This window comes from Pseudonocardia bannensis (assembly GCF_012911875.1).
Taxonomy (GTDB): Bacteria; Actinomycetota; Actinomycetes; order Mycobacteriales; family Pseudonocardiaceae; genus Pseudonocardia; species Pseudonocardia bannensis.
The window spans coordinates 82,616-104,199 of record NZ_JAAXKZ010000003.1 but is presented as its reverse complement, the minus strand read 5'-3'; the positions used below and the strand labels follow the sequence as shown (position 1 = coordinate 104,199).

Annotated in this window: 18 protein-coding genes; 10 read left to right on the top strand and 8 right to left on the bottom strand. The window is 72.7% G+C overall.

Annotation, left to right across the window (positions count from 1 at the left end):
* Positions 1-3: 3 nt before the first annotated feature.
* On the bottom strand, positions 4-705 hold the full coding sequence (locus HF519_RS01820; protein WP_169409845.1) for a response regulator transcription factor: 702 nt from the start codon (positions 703-705) through the stop codon (positions 4-6).
* A gap of 148 nt (positions 706-853) precedes the next feature.
* On the opposite strand from HF519_RS01820, the gene HF519_RS01815 reads away from it, so the two are divergent.
* The 4 genes from HF519_RS01815 to HF519_RS01800 all read left to right on the top strand — a co-directional run bounded on the left by HF519_RS01815 (position 854) and on the right by HF519_RS01800 (position 4,244).
* Positions 854-1,582, top strand: coding sequence for an amino acid ABC transporter ATP-binding protein (locus HF519_RS01815; protein WP_211169402.1), 729 nt, complete (start codon positions 854-856; stop codon positions 1,580-1,582).
* A gap of 77 nt (positions 1,583-1,659) precedes the next feature.
* Positions 1,660-2,556, top strand: coding sequence for a glutamate ABC transporter substrate-binding protein (locus tag HF519_RS01810; RefSeq protein ID WP_169409843.1), 897 nt, complete (start codon positions 1,660-1,662; stop codon positions 2,554-2,556).
* A gap of 85 nt (positions 2,557-2,641) precedes the next feature.
* Positions 2,642-3,292, top strand: a complete 651-nt coding sequence (locus HF519_RS01805; protein ID WP_169409842.1) for an amino acid ABC transporter permease — start codon at positions 2,642-2,644, stop codon at positions 3,290-3,292.
* A gap of 73 nt (positions 3,293-3,365) precedes the next feature.
* The gene (locus tag HF519_RS01800; protein ID WP_169409841.1) at positions 3,366-4,244 is read left to right on the top strand and encodes an amino acid ABC transporter permease; all 879 of its coding nucleotides are present in this window, start codon (positions 3,366-3,368) and stop codon (positions 4,242-4,244) included.
* 42 nt (positions 4,245-4,286) lie between these two features.
* Here HF519_RS01800 and HF519_RS01795 read toward each other — a convergent pair whose 3' ends face one another.
* Entirely contained in the window at positions 4,287-4,925 is a 639-nt protein-coding gene (locus tag HF519_RS01795) for a LysE family translocator (protein ID WP_169409840.1), read from the bottom strand.
* 232 nt (positions 4,926-5,157) lie between these two features.
* Complete coding sequence (locus HF519_RS01790) at positions 5,158-8,193, bottom strand: bifunctional [glutamine synthetase] adenylyltransferase/[glutamine synthetase]-adenylyl-L-tyrosine phosphorylase (RefSeq protein ID WP_312859840.1); 3,036 nt, start codon at positions 8,191-8,193, stop codon at positions 5,158-5,160.
* 120 nt (positions 8,194-8,313) lie between these two features.
* Here HF519_RS01790 and HF519_RS01785 point away from each other — a divergent pair, with 120 nt between their 5' ends.
* The gene (locus tag HF519_RS01785; protein WP_169409838.1) at positions 8,314-8,961 is read left to right on the top strand and encodes a hypothetical protein; all 648 of its coding nucleotides are present in this window, start codon (positions 8,314-8,316) and stop codon (positions 8,959-8,961) included.
* 50 nt (positions 8,962-9,011) lie between these two features.
* Here HF519_RS01785 and glnA read toward each other — a convergent pair whose 3' ends face one another.
* Both glnA and HF519_RS01775 read right to left on the bottom strand, forming a co-directional pair.
* Positions 9,012-10,355 (bottom strand): type I glutamate--ammonia ligase, encoded by a 1,344-nt coding sequence (gene glnA, locus HF519_RS01780; RefSeq protein WP_169409837.1) that lies wholly within the window; start codon positions 10,353-10,355, stop codon positions 9,012-9,014.
* Positions 10,356-10,455: 100 nt separating this feature from the next.
* Entirely contained in the window at positions 10,456-11,985 is a 1,530-nt protein-coding gene (locus tag HF519_RS01775) for an alpha/beta hydrolase (RefSeq protein ID WP_246242178.1), read from the bottom strand.
* A gap of 143 nt (positions 11,986-12,128) precedes the next feature.
* Here HF519_RS01775 and HF519_RS01770 point away from each other — a divergent pair, with 143 nt between their 5' ends.
* Both HF519_RS01770 and panB read left to right on the top strand, forming a co-directional pair.
* On the top strand, positions 12,129-13,868 hold the full coding sequence (locus tag HF519_RS01770) for an NAD+ synthase (RefSeq protein WP_169409835.1): 1,740 nt from the start codon (positions 12,129-12,131) through the stop codon (positions 13,866-13,868).
* Between the two features lie 237 nt (positions 13,869-14,105).
* Entirely contained in the window at positions 14,106-14,987 is an 882-nt protein-coding gene (gene panB / locus HF519_RS01765; RefSeq protein WP_169409834.1) for a 3-methyl-2-oxobutanoate hydroxymethyltransferase, read from the top strand.
* Positions 14,988-15,319: 332 nt separating this feature from the next.
* Here panB and HF519_RS01760 read toward each other — a convergent pair whose 3' ends face one another.
* Positions 15,320-16,840 (bottom strand): MFS transporter, encoded by a 1,521-nt coding sequence (locus HF519_RS01760; RefSeq protein WP_169409833.1) that lies wholly within the window; start codon positions 16,838-16,840, stop codon positions 15,320-15,322.
* Positions 16,841-17,119: 279 nt separating this feature from the next.
* Positions 17,120-18,241 carry a glutamate-cysteine ligase family protein gene (locus HF519_RS01755; RefSeq protein WP_312859838.1) on the bottom strand — a complete coding sequence of 374 codons (1,122 nt, stop codon included), beginning with the start codon at positions 18,239-18,241 and terminating at the stop codon, positions 17,120-17,122.
* Between the two features lie 142 nt (positions 18,242-18,383).
* On the opposite strand from HF519_RS01755, the gene HF519_RS01750 reads away from it, so the two are divergent.
* A complete protein-coding gene (locus tag HF519_RS01750) occupies positions 18,384-18,965 on the top strand; it encodes a nitroreductase family protein (protein ID WP_169409831.1) in 582 nt (193 codons plus the stop codon).
* On the opposite strand, the gene HF519_RS01745 is transcribed toward HF519_RS01750, so the two are convergent.
* Positions 18,949-20,454, bottom strand: coding sequence for an RNB domain-containing ribonuclease (locus tag HF519_RS01745; RefSeq protein WP_312859837.1), 1,506 nt, complete (start codon positions 20,452-20,454; stop codon positions 18,949-18,951). The two genes, HF519_RS01750 and HF519_RS01745, sit on opposite strands and share 17 nt — an antisense overlap.
* A 229-nt stretch (positions 20,455-20,683) precedes the next feature.
* On the opposite strand from HF519_RS01745, the gene HF519_RS01740 reads away from it, so the two are divergent.
* Both HF519_RS01740 and HF519_RS01735 read left to right on the top strand, forming a co-directional pair.
* Entirely contained in the window at positions 20,684-20,854 is a 171-nt protein-coding gene (locus tag HF519_RS01740) for a hypothetical protein (protein WP_169409829.1), read from the top strand.
* Between the two features lie 5 nt (positions 20,855-20,859).
* The gene (locus tag HF519_RS01735; protein ID WP_169409828.1) at positions 20,860-21,576 is read left to right on the top strand and encodes a hypothetical protein; all 717 of its coding nucleotides are present in this window, start codon (positions 20,860-20,862) and stop codon (positions 21,574-21,576) included.
* Positions 21,577-21,584 lie beyond the last annotated feature (8 nt).

Genomic DNA, 21,584 nt, shown 5'->3' with positions numbered 1-21,584 from the left:
GCGCTACCGGGGGGCCGGGGCGCCGGAACCCGCGCCGGGGTCGCTGCCGCCGGGCTGCCCCAGCCGGTACCCCACCCCGCGCACGGTCTGCACCAGGTCCGGGCGGCCCAGCTTCGTGCGCAGGGTCGCCACGTGCACGTCCAGCGTCCGGTTCGCGCCGGGCCAGCTGCGCCCCCACACCTCGGCCACGATCCGGCTGCGGGTACACACCGCTCCACCCGCGCTCGCCAGCAGAGCGAGCACCTGGAACTCCTTGCGGGTCAACGTGACCTCCCGGCCCGCCACCGTGACGGCGTGCCGGTTCAGGTCGACGCTGACCTCGTCGACGACGACCACCTCCCCCACCGGCGACGCGGCCGGTCCGCGGCGCCGCCGGTGCACCCGGGCGACCAGCTCTCCGATGTCGTAGGGCTTGACGAGGTAGTCGTCGGCACCGGAGTGCAGGCCGAGGATGCGGTCATCGATCTCCCCACGCGCCGACACGACGATCACGGGCACCTCGCTGACCGCACGGATCGCCCGGCACACGTCCACGCCGTCGATGTCGGGCAGGCCGAGATCGAGGAGCACGACGTCGACGTCCGCCAGGTGGTCGACCGCGCCCCGGCCCCGGGCGAGCCGGGTGGTGGTCATCCCGTGCCGGTGCAGTGCGGGGCGCAGCGCCGCCGCGATGCGGTCATCGTCCTCTACGAGCAGGATGTGCACCCGTCCGCCTTCCGCAGACCCCCAGCGTTATCGGAAGGAAACCCTATGGCTTACTCAAGGTGCTGGACTGTGGTGTCCGATTCGCCCTAGCGTCCCGCCATGCACGGAGGTTCCCATGACCAGTGACAGTGGCGGCACCGGCACGCCCATGATCCGAATGGCCGGGGTCGACAAGCACTTCGGTGAACTGCACGTGCTGCGCGACATCGACCTGGAGGTCGCGCCCGGTCAGGTGGTCGTGGTCCTCGGGCCGTCGGGCTCCGGCAAGTCCACCCTCTGCCGCACCATCAACCGGCTGGAGCCGGTCGACAACGGGGTCATCGAGGTCGACGGCAAGGCCCTGCCCGCCGAGGGCAAGGACCTCGCGAAGCTGCGGGCCGACGTCGGCATGGTGTTCCAGAGCTTCAACCTCTTCGCACACAAGACGATCCTCGAGAACGTCACGCTCGCGCCCATCAAGGTCCGCAGGACCGGCAAGGCCGACGCCGAGAAGCGCGCCCTGGAACTGCTCGAGCGGGTCGGCATCGCCAACCAGCGCGACAAGTACCCCGCGCAGCTCTCCGGCGGCCAGCAGCAGCGCGCCGCGATCGCGCGGGCGCTCGCCATGCGTCCCAAGGTCATGCTCTTCGACGAGCCCACCTCGGCGCTCGACCCGGAGATGGTCAACGAGGTTCTCGACGTCATGACCGGGCTGGCAAAGGAGGGCATGACCATGCTCGTCGTGACCCACGAGATGGGCTTCGCCCGCCGCGCGGCGAACCGGGTGATCTTCATGTCCGACGGCGAGATCGTCGAGGACTCCACCCCTGACGACTTCTTCTCCAACCCGACCTCGGATCGCGCCAAGGACTTCCTCGGCAAGATCCTGACCCACTGACTTCCCGCACCGACCGGGTCGATCACCTCCATGACGCATCCCGCGTCCTGGGCCAGCACGAAAGGACACGCACCCCCATGCGCCTTTCCCACCTCACCAAGGTCGCCGCAGTAGCGGCGGCGCTGGTGCTCACCGCGACAGCGTGCGGGAACCAGTCCTCGTCACTGGGCTCCACGGGCGGTGCTCCGCCGGCCGCCGAGAACGTCTCGTTCGAGGCCGGGACCACGATGGACAAGCTCAACAAAGCGCAGGCGCTGCGAGTGGGCACGAAGTTCGACCAGCCGCTGTTCGGCCTCAAGGGCCTCGACGGCAACCCCGCGGGCTTCGACGTGGAGATCGCGAAGATCATCGGGGCCAAGCTGGGCATCCCCGCCGACAAGATCACCTACACGGAGGCGCCGTCGGCCGTCCGCGAGGAGGTCATCGAGCAGGGCCGTGTCGACATGGTCGTCGCCACCTACACGATCAATGCCAAGCGCAAGGAACGGATCAGCTTCGCCGGCCCGTACTACATCGCCGGCCAGGACCTGATGGTCGCCAAGGACGACACGACCATCACGGGCCCGGAGTCCCTGCGTGCGGCCAACGCGAAGGTCTGCTCCGTCGCCGGCTCGACGCCCTCGGAGAAGATCAAGGAGTACATCGACCCGGCGAACCTCGTGCTGTTCGACGTGTACTCCAAGTGCGCCGACGCCCTCCGCACCGGCCAGGTCCAGGCCGTCACCACCGACAACGTCATCCTGCTCGGCCTGGTCGACTCCAGCCAGGGTGCTTTCAAGCTCGTCGGCCAGCAGTTCACCCAGGAGCCCTACGGCATCGGCATCCCCAAGGGTGACGTGAAGTTCTGCGAGTTCATCAACACCACGCTCCAGGAGGCCGCGGCCGACGGCTCCTACGAGGCGGCGTGGAAGAACACCGCCGGCAAGGTCTCGCCGCAGGCGCCGTCGCTGCCGCCCGCCGACGCCTGTAGCTGACCACCGTCGCCGCCGGGGGGAGCGGCTCCGCGGACGACTCCGCGGAGGCCGCTCCCCCTTCGGCCGTTCGCCTGGAAGGGGTGCCGTGGGAGTCATCGTCGAGCAGTTCCCACTGTATGTGCAGGGCTTCCTGCAGACCGTGCGGATCTGCATCCTCGCCGCGGTCGGTTCGCTGATACTGGGGACGATCCTGGCCGCGTTCCGCGTCTCGCCGGTGCCTCCCCTGCGCGCGGTCGGTGCCGCGTGGGTGACGGTGTTCCGGAACACCCCGCTCGCGGTCGTCCTGTTCGCCGTCGCGTTCGGGCTGCCCGAGCTGGGCATCAACGGCTCGTACTTCTGGTTCGGCGTGGCCGGCCTGACCCTCTACACCGCGGCGTTCGTCTGCGAGGCCGTCCGCAGCGGCATCAACTCGGTGTCCGCCGGGCAGGCCGAGGCCGCGCGCGCGATGGGACTGACGTTCTCCCAGTCGCTGTCGCTGATCGTGCTCCCGCAGGCGTTCCGCACGGTGGTGCCCCCGCTCGGCAGCGTGATCATCGCGATGATCAAGAACTCGGCCATCGTCGGGGCGTTCGGCGTCGGCGGCGACCTGTTCGCGGTGGGCGTCCAACTCACCTCCGCCCAGGGCTACGCGGCCGCGGGCGTGCTCACCGGGGTCCTGCTCGGCTACCTCATCCTGACCATCCCCGCAGGCATCGTCCTCGCCCGGCTCGAGCGCAAGCTGGCGGTGGCGCGATGAGCGGGCACAGCGGGCACATCACCCGGCACAGCGCCCCCGCGAAGCGGCCGGCCGAGCGGAGCGAGGTCGAGCGATGAGCAGTAGCGTCCTCTACGACATCCCTGGCCCCCAGGCCCGGCGCCGCACCCTGATCTCCAGCCTGGTCGCCGCGGTCATCGTCGCGGTCGTGATCGTGCTCGTCGTGCTGCGGTTGGCCGAACAGGGCCAGTTCTCCGGCGAGAAGTGGGGACCGCTGGTCAACCCGTTCGATCCCAGCTTCGCCGCGGTGTGGAACCTGCTGGGGCAGGCCCTCGTAGCCACGCTGACGGCCGCCGGGCTCACGCTGGTGTTCTCCCTCGTCATCGGGACGATCTTCGCGGTGACCAGGGTGACCGCCTCGCGTTCCTACCGCTGGCTGGTCGTCGGCGTGATCGAACTCCTCCGTGGCGTCCCCGTGGTGATCGCGATCTTCTTCGCGGCCCGGGTGCTCCCCGAGGTGGGAATCTCGCTGCCGATCCTGTGGTACCTCGTCATCGGGCTCACGGCCTACAACTCGGTGATCATCGCGGAGATCATCCGCGCCGGCATCGCGTCGCTGCCGCGGGGACAGTCCGAGGCCGGCTACTCGCTGGGGCTCACCCGGGGTCAGGTGCTGAGCACGATCCTGCTGCCGCAGGCCTTCCGCGTGATGTTGCCGGCCCTCATCAGCCAGCTCGTCGTGATCGTGAAGGACACCTCGCTCGGCTTCATCATCAGCTACGAGGAGTTCGTCCGAACGGCGAACATCATCATCCAGACGCTCCGCAACCCGATCCAGACCTACATCATCGTCGCGATCATCTTCATCGCCATCAACTACTCGCTGGGCAAGCTGGCCGAGTACGTCGAACGGCGGCTGTCCCGCGCCCGGACCACCGCCGCCGCGCCGACCCATGCCGGGGCCGTCGACACCGGGGCCGCCGGCGGCGGCTGAGCGCTCCGGTCACCGATCGGTCCGCACCGAGCGACCTCGGCGTCAGTCCCGGCGCCCGCTCACCGCGAGCCCGGCACCCATCACGATCATCATCAGCCCGCCGGCGCCGCCGAGGCGGCGCAGCCGCTGCGGCGAGGTCGCGAACCAGTTCCGGGCGGTGCCGGCGGCCAGGCCCCACACGCTGTCCAGGACCGACGCGGTCAGCACGAACAGCAGCCCGAGCACGAGCATCTGGGTCGCCGGGTTGCCCACCGCCGGGTCGGCGAACTGCGGCAGCACGGCAGCGAACAGCACCACCGCCTTCGGGTTCGTCACGCCGACCAGCACCCCCTGGGCGAAGACACGCCGGTCGGCCGCCGGACCGGGGGCGGCCCCCAGCGCCGCGGCGAGGTCACCGCGGGTGCGGAAGGTGTGAATGCCCAGGTAACAGAGGTACGCGGCGCCGACGAGCTTGAGCACCGTGAACGCGGCGACGGACCGCTCCGCGACCTCCCCCGCACCGAACGCGACCGCGACGATCAGCACGGACACCCCGGCGCAGTTCCCGGCGACGCTGGCCAGGGCCGCCCGGCGGCCGTGCGCGAGTGCCCGCCCGACGATGAACAAGACGCTCGGCCCCGGCACCAGGATGAACGCCACAGAACCGAGCAGGAAGGTGAGCGTGGCGGCGGTCGTCGGCACCGGTCGACGCTAACCCCGCAGCGCCCGTCCGGCGACAGGTCCGGCCACGGCTGGCCTACCGGCTGCTGGTGCACGAACTGCGCCGTGCCGTCGACCATGCCTTCGCCCGTGTCGCCGCGACAGGACCCACCGGTCCGCCGAGACAGCGAGGGCCGGTGGCTGCGACTGATCACCTGCGCCGGGCGCTCGTGGGTGGTCCGGGGCGCTCCGGCACCCCGGTCCACTCACGGGGTCACCAGCCGTAGAAGACCCGCTCAACGACCGCCCGGGCGCGGCGGGTGGTGCGCCGGTACTCGTCGAGGAAGATGCCCGGGTCGTCGCCGGCCGGATAGCCCAGCGCGCTCGCCACCGCAGCCAGGTCCCGACCCGAGCGCGGCAGCTGGTCCCCCGGCTTGCCCTTGACCAGCATCACCGCGTTGCGCGCCCGGGTCGCCATGGACCAGCCGGCGGCCAACTCGGAGGCGTCTTCGGCGCTGAGCAGGCCGGCCTCGGCCGCTTCGCGCAGCCCCTCCAGCGTCGAGGTGGTGCGCAGCTCGGGATTGTCCCCGGCGTGCTGGAGCTGCAGCAGTTGCACGGTCCACTCGACGTCGGCGAGCCCGCCGTGGCCCAGCTTCGTGTGCGTACTGCGGTCCGCTCCCCGGGGCAGCCGCTCGGCGTCGACCCGGGCCTTGATCCGCCGGATCTCGGTCACCGCGGCCGGGCTCAGCCCGTCGGCGGGGTACCGGATCGGGTCCACCATCTCGATGAACCGGCGGCCCAGGTCGGCGTCCCCGGCCACCGGCCGGGCCCGCAGCAGGGCCTGGGCCTCCCACACCTCGGCCCACCGTGCGTAGTACTCCCGGTAGGAGCCCAAGGTGCGGACCAACGCCCCCGAGCGCCCCTCGGGGCGCAGGTCGGCGTCGACCACCAGGGCGGGGTCGGGGCTCGGGGTACCGAGCTGGCGACGGACGGTCTCCGCGACCATGGTCGCGTACTTGACGGCCTCGGTGTCGCTCGCATCCCCCGCCGGCTCGCAGACGAACAGCACGTCGGCGTCGCTGCCGTAGCCCAACTCGGCCCCGCCGAGGCGACCCATCCCGATCACGGCGATCCGGGCGGGCGGGGGGCCGCCGGTGGCGAGGGACTTCTCGGCCCGCTCCAGGGTGGCCTGCAGCACCGCGACCCACACCGAGCTCAGCGCCTCGCACACCCGCTCGACCGGGAGCAGCCCGAGCAGATCCGCGCAGGCCACCCGGAGCAGTTCATGGCGCCGCAGCGAGCGCGCGCTGGCGGCGGCACCGGCCAGATCGGACTGGCGGGCCACCGTCGTGCGCAACGACGCGGCCACCTCGGCCGGGTCCCTGGTCAGTTCGTCGGCCTGACCGGCGACCGGCGAGGCCAGCATCCGGAGCACCTCAGGGGCGCGCACCAGCAGGTCCGGGACCAGCGCGGAGGTGCCCAGCAGCCGCATCAGCCGCTGGGCCACCGCGCCCTCGTCGCGCAGCAACCGCAGGTACCACGGCGTGTTCGCCAGCGCCTCGGACACCCGGCGGTAGGCCAGCAGGCCGCGGTCCGGATCGGGGCTGTTCGCGAGCTCGTCGAGCAGCACCGGCAGCAGCGTCTGCTGGATCGCCGCCGCCCGCGACACCCCGCCGGTCAACGCCCTCAGGTGGTTGAGCGCGCCCTCGGGCGAGGCCCAGCCCAGTGCCCCCAGCCGGGCCTTCGCCGCCGACTCCGAGAGCCGGGCGGCGTCCGCGGGCAGCCGGGAGACCGCGGACAGCAGCGGCCGGTAGAACAGCTTCTCGTGCAGCCGGCGCACCCGCCGGGCGTTGCGGCCCCACTCCGCGAGCAGCACGCCGACCACGTCGCGGCGCCCGTCGGAGCGCAGCCGGGCGGCCCGGGCCAGCCAGCGCAGCGCGTCGGTGTCGTCCTCGGCCGGGAGCAGGTGGGTGCGGCGCATCCGCTGCAGCTGCAGCCGGTGTTCGAGCAGCCGCAGGAACCGGTAGGACGCGGCCAGGTTCGCGCCGTCCTCCCGGGCCACGTACCCGCGGTCCGCGAGCGCAGCCAGCGCCTCCAGTGTGGACGGCGAGCGCAGGGCCTCGTCGGTCCGCCCGTGCACCAGTTGCAGCAGTTGCACCGCGAACTCGACGTCGCGCAGCCCGCCGCGGCCGAGTTTGAGCTCCCGCTCGGCGATCTCGGGCCGCACGTGGTCCTCGACCCGGCGGCGCATCGCCTGCACGTCGGCCACGAAGTCCTCGCGGTCCGCGGCGTTCCACACCAGCGGGGCGACGGCGTCGGCGTACGCCCGGCCCAGGTCCGGGTCGCCGGCCGCCGGCCGCGCCTTGAGCAACGCCTGGAACTCCCAGGTCTTGGCCCACCGCTTGTAGTACGACAGGTGCGCATCCAGGGTCCGGACCAGCGCGCCCTGCCGGCCCTCCGGACGCAGGTTGGCATCGATCTCGAAGCACGCTTCGCCCGCGATGCGCATCATCCGGCCGGCCAGCTTCGTGGCGGTGGCGTCGGCGGGTTCGGCGACGAAGATGACGTCGACGTCGCTGACGTAGTTCAGCTCGTGCCCACCGGTCTTGCCCATCGCGATCACTGCGAGCCGCGCGTCGGCCGCCTCGCCCTCCGGGTCGACCTCGGCGACCGCCACGGCGAGCGCCGCGCGCAGTGCCGCGGTCGCGAGGTCGGCGAGTTGGGCCGCGACGTCGTCGAGCTCCATCACCGGCAGCGACGGTTCTCCCACCGCGGCGAGGTCGGCGGCGGCGAGCCCGAGCACCTCGTTGCGGTAGGCCGTGCGCAGGGCGGTGACGGCTTCGCCGCCGGTGAGGGCGGCCCGGGCCCCGCCGGGAGAGCCCGCGGGCGGGGCGTCGGGGTCGGCGCCGACGGCCCGCATCAGGTTCGCGGTCCGGCGGGCCAGGTCGGGCGGGGGGTTGCTGCGGTCCGGGCCGTCGGTCAGCTGGTGCCACTGCTCGGGGTTGGTGATGAGGTGGTCGCCGAGGGCGGTCGAGCTGCCCAGCAGGGCGAACAGCCGGCCGCGCAGGCCCTCGTCCGTGCGCAGCGCCGCGTCCAGGTCCCGCCAGTCCGGTGCTGCCTGGGCCAGCCGTTCGACCGAGCGCAACGCCAGGTCCGGATCGGGGCTGCGGGCCAGCGCCCACATGATCGGCGCCGCGTCGTCGACCGGTTTGTCGCGGGCCCACCAACCGAGCTCGATCAGCGTCGCCTCGGCCCATGCCTCGGTGAGGCCCAGGCGGGCGAGCGATGCACCGGTGCGCCGTTCCGTCACGGTGGTCGATCCTGCCGTATCCGCCCCGGGTCGCGCCTCGGTCGGGGCGCGGCAGGGACGCCCGGCCCGGCGCATCCGTAATCTGGATGCCGGGAGTGGCGCACGCGACGAGGAGGCACGATGGCGGGCAACACCGACACGACGGTGCTGGCCCAGGACGGCAGCGCGGAGCTGGTGGTCCAGCTGCTCACGAACCCCACGTTCCTGGCGGTGGCCGGGGGGGTCGCGCTCGTGCTGCTGATCGTCACGATCGTCGTGGTCCGCCGGGTGTGGCGGCGGGCGCGCAGCTTCGCCGGGGCGCAGTCGCACCGCATCGAGCAGGCCCGCACGTCGTTCCAGGCACTGGCCGGTCCGGAGGGCCCGCAACGGACCGCGGCCAGGCTCCGGCAGCGGCTCACCGCCGCGGTCGCCGAGACCGACCGGCAACTCGCCGCGGCGGCGGTGCAACCGCTGGTCTCGGCGACGGTCGCCGACCAACACCGCGAACTCGGCCGCCTGTCCACCGCGCTCGACGGGCATCTGCGCGGGCTGCAGCGCGATCCGGACGGCGCGCGCGTCCAGGCTGCGCTACCGGAGGCGGAGCGCTGGACCGAGCAGCTCTGCGAGATCGCCGCCGAGCTGCGGGCGAGCGTCCGCAGCAGCGCCACCGTGACCACCGACGCCGACGTCCGTTCGCTGGGCGAGTCGACGTCCGACGGCGTCGCCGCGCTGCGCGCCGGCGTCGAGTTCCTGGCCGCCCAGGTGCGCCATCACCGGGCCGGCAGGTAGGCCGCCGGCCCGGTTCCCCGACCGGCCGGGGCCGTCGCGGCGGCCCCGGCTCAGAGCACCGGCAGGTAGGTCGCCAGCTCGTACGGGGTGACCTGGCGCCGGTAGCCGTCCCACTCCTGCCGCTTGTTGCGCAGGAAGAAGTCGAAGACGTGCTCACCGAGGATCTCGGCGACCAGCTCGGAGTGCTCCATCGCCGCGAGGGCCTCGGTGAGGTTCTGCGGCAGCGACTCGTAGCCCATCGCCCGGCGCTCGGTCTCGGTGAGCGACCAGACGTCGTCCTCGGTGGGCGGGGGCAGCTCGTAGCCCTTCTGGACGCCCATCAGCCCGGCGCCGAGGATCACCGCGAACGCGAGGTACGGGTTGCACGCGGTGTCCAGGGTGCGGATCTCCACCCGCCGGGTGGAGGACTTGCCCGGGGAGTACATCGGGACCCGGGCGAGCGCGGAGCGGTTGGCGTGACCCCAGCAGACGGCCGTGGGCGCCTCACCACCGGTGATCAGCCGCTTGTAGGAGTTGACCCACTGGTTGGTCACCGCGCTCATCTCGCGCGCGTGCCGCAGCACACCGGCCACGAAGGCCTTGCCGGTCTCGGAGAGCTCGTAGGGGTCGTCCGGATCGTGGAACGCGTTGCGGTCGCCCTCGAACAGCGAGAAGTGCGTGTGCATGGCCGAGCCGGGGTGTTCGGAGAACGGCTTGGGCATGAAGGAGGCCCGCACGCCCTGGGTGATCGCGACCTCCTTCACCACGTACCGGAAGGTCATGATGTTGTCGGCCATGGTCAGCGCGTCGGCGTAGCGCAGGTCGATCTCCTGCTGGCCCGGGCCGCCCTCGTGGTGGCTGAACTCCACCGAGATGCCCATCGACTCCAGCGTCTCGATCGCGTTGCGCCGGAAATGCGGGGCGACGTCGTGGGCGGCCTGGTCGAAGTAGCCGCCGGAGTCGGCCGGGATCGGTGAGGTCCCGTCCGAGGGCAGGTCGCGCAGCAGGTAGAACTCGATCTCGGGGTGCACGTAGCAGGTGAAGCCGGCCTCGGCGGCCTTGCTCAGCGCCCGGCGGAGCACGTGCCGGGGGTCGGCCCACGACGGCGAGCCGTCGGGCATCGCGATGTCGCAGAACATCCGGGCCGAGTAGTGCTCACCGCTCGCCGTCTCCCACGGCAGCACCTGGAACGTCGACGGGTCGGGCCGGGCCACCATGTCGGACTCGTAGACCCGCGCGAAGCCCTCGATCGCGGACCCGTCGAATCCGATCCCCTCGGCGAAGGCGCCCTCGAGCTCCGCGGGCGCCACCGCCACCGACTTGAGATAGCCGAGCACGTCGGTGAACCACAGCCGCACGAAGCGGATGTCGCGTTCCTCGAGCGTGCGCAGCACGAATTCCTGCTGGCGGTCCATGGTCGCCGAGCCTAGGAACGCCCTGTTACGGCAATGTTTCGTCCCCGCTCGACGAGTGCGAATCCGGTCACCGCGCCCGGCGCGACGCCCACGGCACCGGTCAGGCTGAGAGCTTGCACTCGGCCCCTTCGGCGGGCACGGTCAGGTCGACCAGGTACGAGCTGACGATGTCGTCGACGCACGCGTCGCCCTGCAGGGCCACGGTGTGCTGATTGCCCTGCACCTTCAGCAGCGACCCGCCGAGGGCCTTCGCGAGATCGACCCCGGCCTGGAACGGGGTCGCCGGGTCGCCGGTCACGGAGATCGTGAGCGTCGGCGGCAGCCCCTCGACCTGCGGGACGTGCGGCTGGCTGGTCGGTGGGACCGGCCAGAACGCGCACTGGTCCAGCGCCGCCACGACACCGCGGCCGGGGTCACGGAACGGGGCGGCCTCGATCGCCCGCCGGTTCACCTCGGCGGCCTCCGCCCGGTCGGTGATCCGCTCCTCGTCCACGCACCCGATCACGGTGAACGCCTCGAGGGTGTTCGCGTACCTACCGTCGGCCTCGCGGTCGTAGTAGAAGTCGGCCAGCCGGAGCAGGATCGAGCCGTCGTTGCGGGCCAGCCCGGCGATGCCCTGGCTGAGCAACGGGTAGAGCTGGGACAGGTAGAGCGCCTGCGAGACGCCGGTCTGCGCGTCACCGAAGCCCAGCTGCCGTCCGTCACCGGTCGGGATGGGCTTGTCGATCAGCGGTCGGACCAGGGCCTGGAACACCGTGGTCGCCTGCTTCGGATCCTGACCCAGCGGGCACGGCGTGGCCTGCTGGCTGCACCACGTGGCGAAGGCGTCGAAGGCGCCCTGGAACCCGGCGTTCTGGGCGACGACCCGGTCCACGGTGCTCTGCGTCGGGTCGAGCGCCCCGTCGAGCACGAGCGCCCGCACGTTGCCGGGGAAGGCCTCGGCGTAGGCGGAGCCCAGCCGGGTGCCGTAGGAGTAGCCGAGGTAGTTCAGCTTCGGATCGCCCAGCGCCGCGCGCAGGACGTCCATGTCCTTCACCGCGTCCCGGGTCCCGACGTTGGCCAGCACATCGACGCCGGTCCGCGAGACGCAGCGCTCGACGTACTCCTTGTTCTCCGCCTCGGTCTGCGCCACGCCGGCCGGCGACGGGTCGACGTCGAGGTCGGCCCGCTCGGCGTCCCACTCCGGGTCGTCGAGGCAGTCGATGGCGGGCGTGCTCGCCCCCACCCCACGCGGGTCGAAACCGATCAGGTCGAACCGCTGCGCGACCGGACCGCTCCCGGCACCGGAGCTGACGAGGCTGGCCAGCGCGCTCATCCCGGACACCCCGGGCCCGCCCGGGTTGGTCAGCAGCGAACCGACCTTCGGGCCCGGGCCCTGCGCCTTCTGCCGGATCACGCCGATCTCCGCCCGCTCGCCGTCAGGTGCGGCGTAGTCGAGCGGGACCTCGAGCCTGGCGCAGTCGAACTTGGGATCGGCGAACGCGGTCCGGGCGCTCTCGGTCTGCGCGAACGGCTCGCACGGACCCCAGGACAGGTGCTGGTCGTAGAACTGCGCCAGCGCCGGGTCCGGGGTCGTCGCCGCGGCCGGGTTCGGTGAACCCGGCGCGGCGGCGGTACACGCGGCGGTCATCAGGACGGCAGCCGACAGGGCCAGGGCGAGCAGCGGGGGGCGGGAATGGGACCGATCGCGGCGAACCTGCACGGGGTCAGCATGCCAGCGGTCGGACCCCATGCATCTCCTGCCGTGCCGGAGGGTGGAGCAGAATCGTGGTCATGACCCCCCTGCGCATCGCGCTCGCCCAGGTCAACGCCTGCGTCGGCGACATCACCGGCAACACCCGGATCGTGTTGGATCAGTGCGCCCGCGCGGCGGCCGCCGGCGCCGACGTCGTGGCGCTGCCGGAGATGGTGCTCACCGGGTATCCGGTTGAGGACCTCGCCCTGCGCGACTCGTTCACGGCCGCGTCACGCAAGGCCCTCGACGCGCTGCCCGGACAGCTCGCCGACGCCGGGCTGGGCGAGCTGCTGGTGATCGTCGGGTACCTCGACGCCGACGAGGTGGGCCCGCGCAACGCCGCCGCGGTCATCCACCGTGGCCGGGTCGTGGACCGCTACTTCAAGCACCACCTGCCCAACTACGGCGTGTTCGACGAGTTCCGCTACTTCCACGCCGGCGACGACCTGCCCGTGATCCGCTACCGCGGGGTCGACCTGGGCCTGGTCATCTGCGAGGACATCTGGCAGGACGGCGGGCCGGTCGCGGCCTACGGCGAGGTCGGTGTCGACCTGCTGGTGTGTCTCAACGGCTCGCCCTACGAGCGGGCCAAGGACGACGTCCGCGGGGAGCTCGTGGCGAGCCGGGCCCGCGAGGCCGGTGCGCCGATGGCGTACGTGAACCTGGTCGGCGGGCAGGACGAGCTGGTCTTCGACGGCGACTCGATGGTCGTGGACGAGGCGGGCTCTCTGCTGGCGCGGGCGCCGCAGTTCGTCGAGCACCTGCTGGTCGTCGACCTGGACCTGCCGGGGGGACGCGACGACCGGGACGACGACCGGGACGAGGCGGCGGCCCCGGCCGGCTTCGAGGTGCGCCGCTCCACCCTGGACGCCGCGCCGGTGACCGACCGCGCGCCGATCGCCGGGCCGACGCTGGCCGAGCCGCTGTCCGACGAGGCCGAGGTCTGGTCGGCGCTGGTCACCGGCCTGGGCGACTACGTGCGCAAGAACGGCTTCCGATCGGTGGTGCTGGGCCTGTCCGGTGGTATCGACTCCGCGGTGGTCGCCGCGCTGGCCGTCGACGCGCTGGGCCCGGACGCGGTGCACGGCGTCTCCATGCCGTCGAAGTACTCCTCCGAGCACTCCAAGGACGACGCCGCCGACATGGCCCGGCGCACCGGCCTGCACTACCAGGTGGAGCCGATCGCCGACATGGTCGAGGTGTTCGTCTCCCAGCTCGATCTCACCGGGCTGGCCGAGGAGAACGTGCAGGCCCGCGCGCGCGGCGTGACGTTGATGGCGCTGTCGAACCTCGAGGGGCACCTGGTGCTCGCGACCGGGAACAAGACCGAGCTCGCGGTCGGCTACTCGACGATCTACGGCGACGCCGTCGGCGGCTTCGCACCGATCAAGGACGTGCCGAAGACACTGGTCTGGAAGCTCGCCCGCTGGCGCAACGAGCAGGCCGAACAGCGTGGCGAGACCCTGCCGATCCCCCCGGACTCGATCACCAAGCCGCCGTCGGCGGAGCTGCGGCCCGACCAGCTCGACACCGACTCGCTGCCCGACTACGCGTTGCTCGACGACATCCTGGACGACTACGTGGAGTCCGACCGCGGCTTCGAGGACATGGTCGCGGCCGGGTTCGACGCCGGCCTGATCGAGGAGGTGGTGCGGATGGTCGACCGCGCCGAGTACAAGCGTCGCCAGTACCCGCCGGGCACCAAGATCAGCCTGAAGGCGTTCGGCCGGGACCGGCGGCTGCCGATCACCAACTCCTGGCGCGAGAAGCGCCCCTGACCCTCCCCGCGAGTCGGGGTATCCCCGCCCGCGAGTCGGGGTACCCCCGCCCGCGAGTCGCCGGATCCCGGTGCGCGAGTCGCGGGATCCTCGCGATCGACCGGAGTCGGCCGCCCTAGGCGTGTGAACTGCGTCGCTCGTCGCTGCGCGGCGGCCCATCGGGGTGTCAGGCTTCGGTCCTCAGCCCCTGACGACCCGGGGACCCGTGACGCGGGCCTCGAGGGAGGACGGACGACGATGTCTGCTGCCGAGACCAACGCCGCTGCGGGGACCCCGGCACCCGCCGCCGAGGAGCAGTCGCCCTATCGGGCGCCGGCCCGGCCCAAGCGAACCCGCATCCACCACCTGCGCGAGCTCAAGGAGCGCGGTGAGCGGTGGCCGATGCTCACCGCCTACGACATGTACTCCGCGGAGATCTTCGACGAGGCCGGTATCCCGGTGCTGCTCGTCGGGGACTCCGCCGCGAACAACGTCTACGGCTACGACAACACCCTGCCGGTGACGGTCGACGAGCTGATGCCGCTGGTCAAGGCCGTGGTTCGGGGCACCAAGCGCGCCCTCGTCGTGGCCGACCTGCCCTTCGGCAGCTACCAGGTCTCCGCGGAGCAGGCGCTGGCCACCGCCTTCCGGTTCATGAAGGAGGGCGGCGCGCACGCCATCAAGCTCGAGGGCGGCGCGCGGTTCGCCCCCCAGGTCGAAGCGCTCTCCGGATCAGGGATCCCGGTGATGGCGCACCTCGGCTTCACCCCCCAGAGCGAGCACGCCCTCGGCGGGTTCCGCATCCAGGGCCGCGGTGACGCGGGCGAGCGGCTGGTCGAGGACGCGCTGGCCCTGCAGGCCGCGGGCGCGTTCTCCGTGGTGCTCGAGATGGTGCCCGCAGACGTGGCGAAGCGGGTCACCGCCGAGCTCACGATCCCCACCATCGGCATCGGCGCCGGTCCGGACACCGACGCCCAGGTGCTGGTCTGGTCCGACATGGCCGGGATGAACCGCGGTCGCAAGCCCCGGTTCGTCAAGCAGTACGCCGACCTCGGCGGGGTGCTGCTGGACGCGGCACGCCGCTTCGGCGCGGAGGTCCGCGGCGGGGAGTACCCCGACGCGGAGCACTCCTACTCCTGAGGTCCACCCGCACGGGCACGGACTCCCGAGCCGCGCCCGTGCGGTGTACCCAGGCGGTCGATGGGCGGTCGCTCGGCATCGGCACGGCCGCCGCAGGCACCACGGACGCCACGGCGGCCAGGCCCACCGCGACCCCCGAGCACGCTGCCACCACACACCCGGTGATCAGTTGCCGCACCGTTCCCATCGGTACCCCGGCGCCGGGGCCTCCCTCTGCGGCCACGGCGTGCGCGAGTGGGCGGCTTCACAGGCGCATCCCGCGACGTCGGCAGAGGGTCGCACGCGGTCGGCGCGGCGTTGCCCCCGCCGACAAGAACTCCGAGGCGCTTCCGTCAACGCGCGCTGCCGACCTCCGCTACCGGGAGGGTGTGGGACGTCGCCGCGGCCGCGGCCGCGTAGTCGATGGTCTGCAGCCGTTTCGGTCGATGGGCAGCGAATACGGCGAACACGATGGTGGAGGCCGAGAAGATCGCGAGCGCGATGCATCCTCGGGAGAACCCGGCGGCGAGGGCGTCGGCGCGTGGTGCGCCCTCCATCAAGCGGGCTGTGATCACGTTGCTGTAGATGCCGGCAACGACGGCGGTCATCACGGCGCCGCCGACGTAACGGGCCATGTTGGAGATGCCGGAGGCCTGGCCGACCTGCTCGCGGGTGACGCAGGAGGTGGCGATCGAGGACGCGGGCCCGTTCGTCAGGGAGAGTCCCGCAGCGATGCACAGCAGCGGCAGCACGAACCTGCCGTACTCCCAGGATGGATCGACGGCAGCGAGCAGGAAGAATCCCGCGGTCAGGATGACAAAGCCTGCGAGAACCACGGATCGGGCGCCGAAGTGGTGGGCCAGCGGGGCGACCAGCGGAGCCAAGATGATCACGACAGCGGCCAGGGGCAGCACGGCGAGGCCCGCGAGCAGGCTCGAGAAACCGAGCGTGTCCGGGTCCTGGAAGTACAGGCTGAGTATGAAGCTGAGCGCGGCTATCGCCCCGGCCCCGACGAAGATCACCCACGTGGAGGCGACAAGCTGCTTGTTGCGCAGCAGCCGCAGGTCGACCAGCGGAGATGACACCCGCCGCTCGACGGCGACGAAGCCGACCGCCGCCACCACCGTCAGGATCAAGCAGGCCAGGGTGGGGACCGAGAGCCATCCCCAGCTCGACCCTTCGGTCATGGCGAACACGAACGGGACCAGGACACCGGCGATCAGGACGGTCCCCGCGAAGTCGATCGTGCGTGGGCGGTTCGGGTCGCGTGACTCGGCCACCGTGAGCAGCGCGAGCGGGATGCAGGCCGCCGCGATCGCCGCGTCGATCCAGAACAGGCCCTGCCATCCGGTCGCCTCGTTGAGGACACCACCGATCACCGGCCCGGCCGCTGCACCCGCTGCCGCGCCGGCGCCCCACAGGGAAACCGCGCGCATCTGCGCCGGCCCGGACGAGGCGACCGAGAGCAGGCTCAACCCACAAGCAAGGATCGTGGCCCCCGCGGCCCCCTGGATCAGACGGCCGACCACCACCATCCAGCCCGCCTGGGCGAGCGCGATCAGCACGCACGAGACCACGAACAGCACCAACCCGGCCACGAACATGCGTCGCCGACCGAAGACGTCTCCCATCGCGCCGGAGGTGACGATCACCGCCGCCCCGACGAGCATGTACCCGGTCACCGCCCACTGAAGGACGTCCATCGAGGCCTGCAGGTCCACCCCGATCGAGGGCAGCAGGATGCTCACCGCCGAGGTGTTCGCGTTCACCACCAGCGTCGACACGCACGCGACGGTCATCACGCCCCACCCCGGCCGGAGCCCCGCGCCGGTGTCGGCTCGGGCGCTCACTTCCCGCTCTGCGTCGTCGCGCATCGTCGAGGTCCCTCCCCGGCCTTCGCCCGCGGCCGGTCTCCTCCCGCAGCCTCATGGTCGTTGCCCCGGCCACGCGGCGCCTCACCCCTCGCAGGTGAGCCCCACAGCGACGGTCAACCGACGACCAGCTGCACGTAGGAGTCGACCGGCGGCTGCGACGCGACCGGAACGGGCGCCTACGCCGGGCCCGCCAGGTGCCCGTGAGGTGTGGAAACGCCACGTGCGGGGGTCGAGTGCGGTTTCGACCACGACCGCGACACCCGGTGCGATCGGAACGGCTCAGCCGGGTAGCGGGGCCTGGTCCCGGCGCATCCCCGCGACCGTCTCCCCCGCCGCGTAGCGGGCCAGCATGTCCTGCGCCGGGGACTCCCCCCGGTCCAGCCGGCCCCGCAGCGCCGCCATTCGGGCCAGGTCGGCGGGTCGGCCGGCCAACGCGGCCGTCGCGGCTTCCACTGCCGCCACCGCACCGTCGTGGATCATCGGGTCGGCCAGCCCTTCGCAGGCGCAGCGCCGGTGCAGTTCCGCGTCCGGCGTGATCCGGCGGCCGGGCAGCGTGGTGTCCAGGACGAGCCCGGTGAGCAGGCTCAGCAGCTCGCCGTAGAGCGCCACGTCGGGGCAGGCATCGAACGCCTTGAACTCGATGCGTCCGACCTCGGCGGGCAGCCGCGCGACCTGGGTCAGCGACGGGTCGGCCATGATCATGCGGCTCGCGTCCGGCAGGAACACCATCACCGCCGGCCGGGCCCCGGTGCGCAGCTGCGTGCGCGCCGACAGGCCGCCCCACGGACCGCCGTCACGGAACGGCGAGGAGAACGACAGGGGCACCAGGTACGGGCTGTAAAAGGTCAGCTTCGCGCCGACGTCGATCAGCTCGTCGACGCCCATCCCGGGACAGGACAGGTTGAGGTCGGGCCCGTAGGTGACCATGTGCAGGTGCGCCGTGCGCTCCTCCGGAGACGCGGTGCGGTGCGCCCGCTCCCACCCGTTCAGGGGTGGCACGATCGGGTATTCGGAGCGCATCGGGTTGAAACCGATCGCCGTCGTGCGGAGCCCGCGAGCGAGCGCCTCCGCCTCGAGCAGCGCCTGGTCGGCCCGCAGTGCGTCGACGGCCTCGTCGATCGAGTCGTGGATCCGGGTCCGGATCTCGATCCCCTTCGGGTCGCAGCGCAGCAGGCCGCCCGCCTCGTCGAACCGCTCGAAGCCCTCGATGTACCAGCGCTTGAGCTTGATGCCCTGATCGCCGACGCGCAGGTCCGGGTAGTCGTCGGGGTCCTCCGGGAGCGCGTCGACGATCGCCTGCAGCTCGTCGAACCCCGTGCCGGTGAAGTCGGCGAACGAACCGTCGAGACGTAGCAGAGCGCACTCGTGCTCGATCCCGTAACGGAACACGCGCGTGGGCACGACTCGACCTCCGGCCGCTTGATCGGATGTGGGAGCGGGTACCCCAAGACCTGACCGGTAGCCCCGCGCCGATGAGGGTAGCCTCATCCGATCCACGCGGGAGCGTGTCGCAGCGGACACCGGAACGGGGGTTGACCGATCCATGTCGAGACCGCATGCGGGCCGTCCGGCCGACGTGCTGGCAGCGCTGCGAGACCGGCGATCCCGGCCTCTGCTCACCGCTCCCGCACCCGGCCACGACGAGCTCCGCGAGCTGCTCATCGCAGCCTGCTCCGCACCCGATCACGGTCGGCTGCGGCCATGGCGGTTCATCGTCGTCGACGAGGCCGCACGCGGCCCGCTCGGTGACGCCTTCGCCGCCGCGCACGCCGAACGGGACCCGGCCGCGAGCCCGGCCGAACTCGATCGCGCCCGCGCCAAGGCACTGCGCGCTCCGCTGATCGTCGTGGTCGTCGGTGCCCCCCGCCCGCACCCCACCATCCCGCTGTGGGAGCAGCGGGCGTCCGCGGCGTGCGTGGCCCACGGCCTGGTGCTGGCCGCCGACGCCCGCGGGTACGGCTCGATGTGGCGGACCGGCTGGTTCGGCGACGCGCCGAAGGTCCGGGCCCACCTCGGGCTCGCCGAGGGCGAGGAGGTCACCGGCTGGATCTACCTCGGTACCCCGGCCGGCTCCCCGCCGCCGGCGCGCACCCTCTCCGAACTCCCCGTCAGCTGGCTGGGTTGATCCCCGCGGCGGCCTCCGGGCCGCCGGGCTCCGTGCTGAACTCGACCCGGCCCGCCGCCGGATCGGCCGCCACGAGCCGTGCCCGCGCCAGCTCCCCGGCCCGCAGCGGCCCGCTGCACCGGGCGAGCACCGGCGGGTCCACGAGGTAGACCTCGCCCGGGTCGGACCGCAGCACCACGACCTCGAGCTCCTCCCCCACCCGGCCGGCGAGCAGCGTGGCCTCGGTGCGGTCGACGCAGGCGCGCTCGACCTTGCCGACCAGCGCGTCGGAGGTGGCCATGATCCCCGGCAGCGTCGGCAACGCGGCCCGCAGCCAGTCCGGGACCTCGGCACCCGTGCTCAGCGCCAGGCAGAGCTCCGCGCCGAACCGGTCAACCAGCCGCCGCAGCGGCGCGGTGACGTGGGAGTAGGGGGCGCCGATCCCGCCGTGCCCCGGGTCGTCGGGCGGCGCGACGCCGCCCCCGGGTGCGCCCGGAGCGACATCGAACGCGGCATACCCCGCGCCCCGTAGCAACGGGGTCGCCGCCCGGCGCAGGGCCAGCCCGTACGGCGTGTCCAGGGGCAGCTCGGCCAGCACCTCGGCGGGCGTCGCGCCCTCCGGCCAGTCGACGCCGAGATCCCCGGCGATCTCGCGCAGCGCCGCGACGGCATCGGGCTCGGGGACGGGCAGGGTGCGCAGCAGCCCGATACCCGCGTCGAGCATCATCCGGGCCGCCGCCATGCCGGTGAGCAGCGAGATCTCCGCGTTCCAGATCTCGACGTCGCAGCGCCGTCGCACCCGCACCGTCCAGCCGCCGTTGCCGTCCGGGTGCACCTCGTGCTCGGGCAGTTCCAGCTCGATGGCGCCGCGACGGACGGCCAGCACCCGGCGCAGCGGCCCCAGTTCGGGCAAACCGGCCAGTGCGGGGTGCAGTCGCTCCGGGTCGCCGCTGTCGACATCGGCCTGCACTCCCGCATAGTCCAGCCGGGCCTGCGAGCGCACCACGGCGCGCTCGACGTGCACCGCCGTGAGCTCGCCCCCGCCGTCGAGGTCGATCCGCCACAGCACCGCCGCCCGCGGGCCGTCGGGCAGCAGGCTCGACACGTCCTCGGACAGCACCGGCGGGTGCAGGGGCACGGAGCCGTCCGGCAGGTAGGCGGTCTGGCCGCGGCGGCGCACCTCGGTGTCGATCGCGCCGTGCGGCTCGACGACCGCCCCGAGATCGGCGATGGCGTAGTGCACCCGGAATCCCTCGCCGTGGCGCTGCACGCCCAGCGCCTGGTCCAGGTCCTTCGCCCCGGGCGGGTCGATGGTCACGAGGGGCAGGTGGGTGGCGTCCACCCGGTCCGGGCCCGGGCCCGGGCGTACGGCCGCGGCGCGAGCGGCCTCGGCGAGCACCGCGGAAGGGAAGTCCGCCGGAAGCCCGAACTCGGCGCGCACCGCGTCGAAGTCCGGGCGCGACCGCGCACGGTCCGCGTCCGTCGGAGCCTGCCCCGCCTGCGGCTGCACGGCGGCGAGCCTCGCACGTCCACGGAAGGGTGTCACGCCGCGGCGCCCCGGCCACGGCGCCGCCCCCGAGCCTCCCGCCGGGCCGCTGCACCCGGACGGCGGGCAGCTGATCGGGCGGTGATCCGGCGACCACGGCCCGCTGCAGCGCAGGAAGGACATCCGACCCCTGGACATCGGGGCCCGCGCGGGTCAGCCTGGTCACACGGGAGTTCGCGTCGAGGGAGGCGCCATGAGACTGGGCAGGAAGCTGGCCGAGGGGTTCGCAGCCGATCCGGTCGCCGATCGGGCTGAGCGCATCGCTCCCCCCGCCGACACCGAGCCTGCGGTCCGAGAGAACACACACGCCGTCGCCGAGCCCGTCACCGAGCCGGCGCCGGTCGAACGGCACGCCGGGGTCTGAGACCCGTGGGCTGGCCGGTTGCCCGCGCCCCGCGCGAATACTCCGACCGGCCGCTGCCGGGGTTCAAGCTCGCCTACCCGATGCTGTCGGCCGACGGCACGGCCACGGGGTTCTGCGGCGTGACGTTGGGCCGCGCCCACGTCTACCGCACCGTCGACGACGCCATCTGCGTTCACGGGTCCCGGCACGCCTGTCCGTCGCGCTGGTGCGACTGCGGGTTCTACTGCTTCCACCAGCTCTCGGCCGCGCGCGACCTCGCGTGCGAGCCGGAGTATCGGGGTGCGGTGCTGCTCGAGGTCGCGGTGTCGGGGCGCTATCGCCGCTACGAACGCGGGCTGCGCTACGCCCGGCAGCGGGTCTGCGTGGTCCGCATCGGGCGCTGCGACTGCGGCCGCCCGGCCGGGCTGCTCGCCGACTCCGGAGCCGGGAGCGTGGGCTGGCGGCGGCTCGTCCCCGTCTGCGCCACGTGCTCCGGGGCGCAGCCCGTCCTCGCACCCGCCGCGTTCGGGCGGCTGGCCGGGGGGATCACCGTCCGGGCGGACGGGCCGGCCACCGGCCCGGTCGCTCCGCTGGCGGCGACCGGGACGGCCCCGGTGACGGACGACGCCGCGGCCGAGTCCGGGGCCGTCGCCCTGCTGACCGCGGAGGTCGCGCTGCTGCAGGCGCGTCTCGACGAGCTGCAGACGCGGCTCGATCGGCTCACCCGCCACGACGAGAGCTGAGGGAGGGG

Bases quoted from the DNA above. Each gene is read 5' to 3' on its own strand.
- HF519_RS01815 (WP_211169402.1), top strand. From the start codon at position 854: ATGATCCGAATGGCCGGGGTCGACAAGCACTTCGGTGAACTGCACGTG.
- HF519_RS01810 (WP_169409843.1), top strand. From the start codon at position 1,660: ATGCGCCTTTCCCACCTCACCAAGGTCGCCGCAGTAGCGGCGGCGCTG.
- HF519_RS01800 (WP_169409841.1), top strand. From the start codon at position 3,366: ATGAGCAGTAGCGTCCTCTACGACATCCCTGGCCCCCAGGCCCGGCGC.
- HF519_RS01785 (WP_169409838.1), top strand. From the start codon at position 8,314: ATGGCGGGCAACACCGACACGACGGTGCTGGCCCAGGACGGCAGCGCG.
- glnA (WP_169409837.1), bottom strand. From the start codon at position 10,355: ATGGACCGCCAGCAGGAATTCGTGCTGCGCACGCTCGAGGAACGCGAC.
- HF519_RS01775 (WP_246242178.1), bottom strand. From the start codon at position 11,985: ATGACCGCCGCGTGTACCGCCGCCGCGCCGGGTTCACCGAACCCGGCC.
- HF519_RS01770 (WP_169409835.1), top strand. From the start codon at position 12,129: ATGACCCCCCTGCGCATCGCGCTCGCCCAGGTCAACGCCTGCGTCGGC.
- panB (WP_169409834.1), top strand. From the start codon at position 14,106: ATGTCTGCTGCCGAGACCAACGCCGCTGCGGGGACCCCGGCACCCGCC.
- HF519_RS01760 (WP_169409833.1), bottom strand. From the start codon at position 16,840: ATGCGCGACGACGCAGAGCGGGAAGTGAGCGCCCGAGCCGACACCGGC.
- HF519_RS01750 (WP_169409831.1), top strand. From the start codon at position 18,384: ATGTCGAGACCGCATGCGGGCCGTCCGGCCGACGTGCTGGCAGCGCTG.
- HF519_RS01740 (WP_169409829.1), top strand. From the start codon at position 20,684: ATGAGACTGGGCAGGAAGCTGGCCGAGGGGTTCGCAGCCGATCCGGTC.